Annotated in this window: 4 protein-coding genes; all 4 read right to left on the reverse strand. The window is 67.2% G+C overall.

What is annotated here, in order from left to right:
- Positions 1-29 precede the first annotated feature (29 nt).
- Positions 30-299 (reverse strand): hypothetical protein, encoded by a 270-nt coding sequence (locus tag MFF22_RS22010; RefSeq protein ID WP_238252746.1) that lies wholly within the window; start codon positions 297-299, stop codon positions 30-32.
- Positions 257-1822, reverse strand: a complete 1566-nt coding sequence (gene tnpC, locus MFF22_RS22015; RefSeq protein WP_238252747.1) for an IS66 family transposase — start codon at positions 1820-1822, stop codon at positions 257-259. Before tnpC ends, MFF22_RS22010 begins: the two co-directional genes overlap by 43 nt.
- Positions 1823-1933: 111 nt before the next feature.
- On the reverse strand, positions 1934-2281 hold the full coding sequence (gene tnpB, locus MFF22_RS22020) for an IS66 family insertion sequence element accessory protein TnpB (protein ID WP_091928781.1): 348 nt from the start codon (positions 2279-2281) through the stop codon (positions 1934-1936).
- On the reverse strand, positions 2278-2691 hold the full coding sequence (locus MFF22_RS22025; protein ID WP_238252749.1) for a transposase: 414 nt from the start codon (positions 2689-2691) through the stop codon (positions 2278-2280). The genes tnpB and MFF22_RS22025 overlap by 4 nt, the downstream gene beginning before the upstream one ends.
- Between the last annotated feature and the right edge of the window lie 104 nt (positions 2692-2795).

Raw genomic sequence — 2795 nt, forward strand, 5'->3', positions numbered from 1 at the left:
GTACTCATCCGGCGTGGACCGCTGCGGCTCTATTTCGGCGCGCTGCGGTGGATATCGATGAGGTTACGGAGGCTCTCGATCCCGAACTCGGAGAAGGCCATGGTTCCGTCAGGGTGCTGCGGATCGTAGACCCAGATCAGCCCGTCTTCGGGCTCCAGATCGGTAGCGATATCGGCGAGCCAGTCGGCATCTTCGCCGAGCTCACGCGCGACGAGCGCCAAGGTCCTGACGGCATGGACCTTGTTGATGTGCATCGTCAGGCTGCGATTGCCGTGATCGACGGCGGGGACCAGTTCCACGGCAGCAGGTCGTCGAGTCGATGGATCGGATGCCCGGCGATGCGGACCAGCACGTCGGCGAGCCAGGCCTGGGGGTCGACATCGTTGAGCTTTGCCGTCTGGATCAGCGTCGCTATTGCGGCGGCACGCTCGGCGCCGCGGCTGGAGCCCGCAAACAGCCATGCTTTTCGACCGAGGGCAAAACCTCTGAGCGCCCGCTCGGCGGCATTATTCGTGAGGCAAACCCGCCCATCGTCGAGGAATGAGGCAAACCTGTCCCAGCGCTTGAGCATATAGTCGATCGGCTTGGCGACGGTCGCCGAGCGCGAGAGCCTGACGCGCTGCTCACCGAGCCAGGTGCGCAGGTCCTCGACGAGCGGGCGGCTTCGCTCCTGTCGGACCTGGCGACGCGCGTCGGCGCTCAGACCGTTGATCTCGCGCTCGATGGCGAAGAGCACGTCGATGCGCGTAACCGCCTCCAGGGCGATCGGTGACACAGGCGCGGCGCCGGGGCCACGCCGCGCGCTCGCGGCGATGTCGGCGAGTTCGAAGAAGCCGCGACGGGCATGGGACCAACACAGCGCCGACGTGACCCGCCCGCCTGGACGCGCGGGATCGTAGAGCCCGTTGTAGCCGCCATAGGCGTCGGCCTGGAGGATGCCGGACCAAGCCGCGAGGTGCGCGTCCGGATGCTCCTGCCGCCGGTCGCGCGAGGCGAAGTAGAGCGCCGCCGGCGGATCGGCGCCGCCAAAGGGCCTGTCGTCGCGGACATAGGTCCAGATCCGGCCCGTATCGGTTTTGCCTTTGGCCAGGATCGGCACCGTGGTGTCGTCGGCGTGCAGCCTCTCGGCCGCCATCACGTGCCGGGCGATCCGCTCATGCAACGGCGCAAGCGCCGCCGTCGCCGCGCCGACCTGGTCGGCCAGCGTCGAGACGGGGAGATCGATGCCTTCGCGGCCGTAGCGTTCGCTCTGGCGGTTCAGCGGTTGATGTTGACCGAACTTCTCAAACAGCACCATGGCCAGCAGGTTCGGCCCGACGAAGCCGCGTGGGGTCACATGGAAGGGCGCCGGCGGCTGCGAGATGGCCTCGCACGCGCGGCAGGTGAACTTCTCCCGGACCGTCTGGATCACCTTCCACTGGCGTGGGATCACCTCCAGGGTCTCGGTGACGTCCTCGCCGAACTTCGACAGCTTCATCGAGCCGCAGCACGGGCACGACGAAGGCGCTGCGATCACGACCCGCTCGCGCGGAAGATGCTCCGGGAACGGCTTGCGTGATGGACGGCGGCGTGGCGCCGGAGCCGGCAACGAGGCCTGCAGCGCCGCAGCCTCTGCCGAGAGTTCGTCCTCAGTCGCCTTGGCCTCCAACTCTTCGAGCTGGAGCTCCATCTGGTCGATGAGCCGCGTGGTGCGCTCCGATCGCTGGCCGTAGAGCTCGCGCCTGAGCTTCTCGATCATCAGCTTCAGATGCGCGATCATCGCTTCGGTGGAGGACGCCGCGGCTTGCGCCTCGATCCGCATCGCGCGCTCGCTGAGGATCATCGCATGAGCCGCCGCCAGATCGGCGGGAAGCGAGGGCGAAGTCGGCGATGAAGGGGCGGCGCTCACGACGGTGAGGGAATCACATCCCCCTGCAAACGCAAGCGAAAAGGCCTATCCGATCACCGTCGGACGCCAGGTCTCCACCGGATTGCGCCAGTCGATCCCAGAGAGCAGATAACCCATCTGTGCGGGCGTGATCGCGACGACCCCGTCGGCTGGCGAGGGCCATAGAAAGCGGCCCTTCTCAAGCCGTCGCACGTAGAGGCTCGCCGCCTGCCCGTCGTGCCAGATCACCTTCAAGAGATCGCCCCGGCGCCCGCGGAAGCAAAAGACGTGGCCGCCGAGCGGATCACGCTTCAACACCTCCTGCGCCAACAGCGCCAGTGAGGCGAACCCCTTCCGCATATCGGTGTGGCCGGTGGCGAGCCAGACCTTCACCCCAAGCGGAACCGGGATCATCGAAAGCCCTCAAGGCCCCGCGCCAACGCAAGCACCGCGTCGACCTCGATACCGCCTTCGACGATGATCCGGCGGCCCGCCGACAGCACGATCTCAACCCGCGGCGACCGCTCCGGCCGCGATGTCGGATCCCGATCCCTGCTCGTGTCATCCAGCAGCGATGCTGGCACCGGTGCCGACAGCGGTGCCGGACTGGACGGCCCCAGATCCGACGCGACCGCGACAGACAAGAATGCGCCGGGGGCAGGCTGCGCCTCCAGCCTCTCGCGCCAGCGATAGATCTGCTGCGCCTGGATGCCGTGGCGCTTGGCCGTCGCGATCACGTTGCCACTGGTCACGGACTCCGCCACGACAGCGCGCTTCTCTTGAGCACTCCAGCGGCGGCGCCGGACGTAGGTCGCATCGTCCATCCGAGCAACTCCAGCATCGATGCCGGCAACGATGCCGGATCAGATCACCGAAAAGCTGGACGCCGATAAACCTCCAAACAAGGCGGCCTTCGCCGGATGCGCAC

Origin of the sequence: Methylobacterium persicinum, from assembly GCF_022179525.1 — a bacterium.
Taxonomy (GTDB): Bacteria; Pseudomonadota; Alphaproteobacteria; order Rhizobiales; family Beijerinckiaceae; genus Methylobacterium; species Methylobacterium persicinum.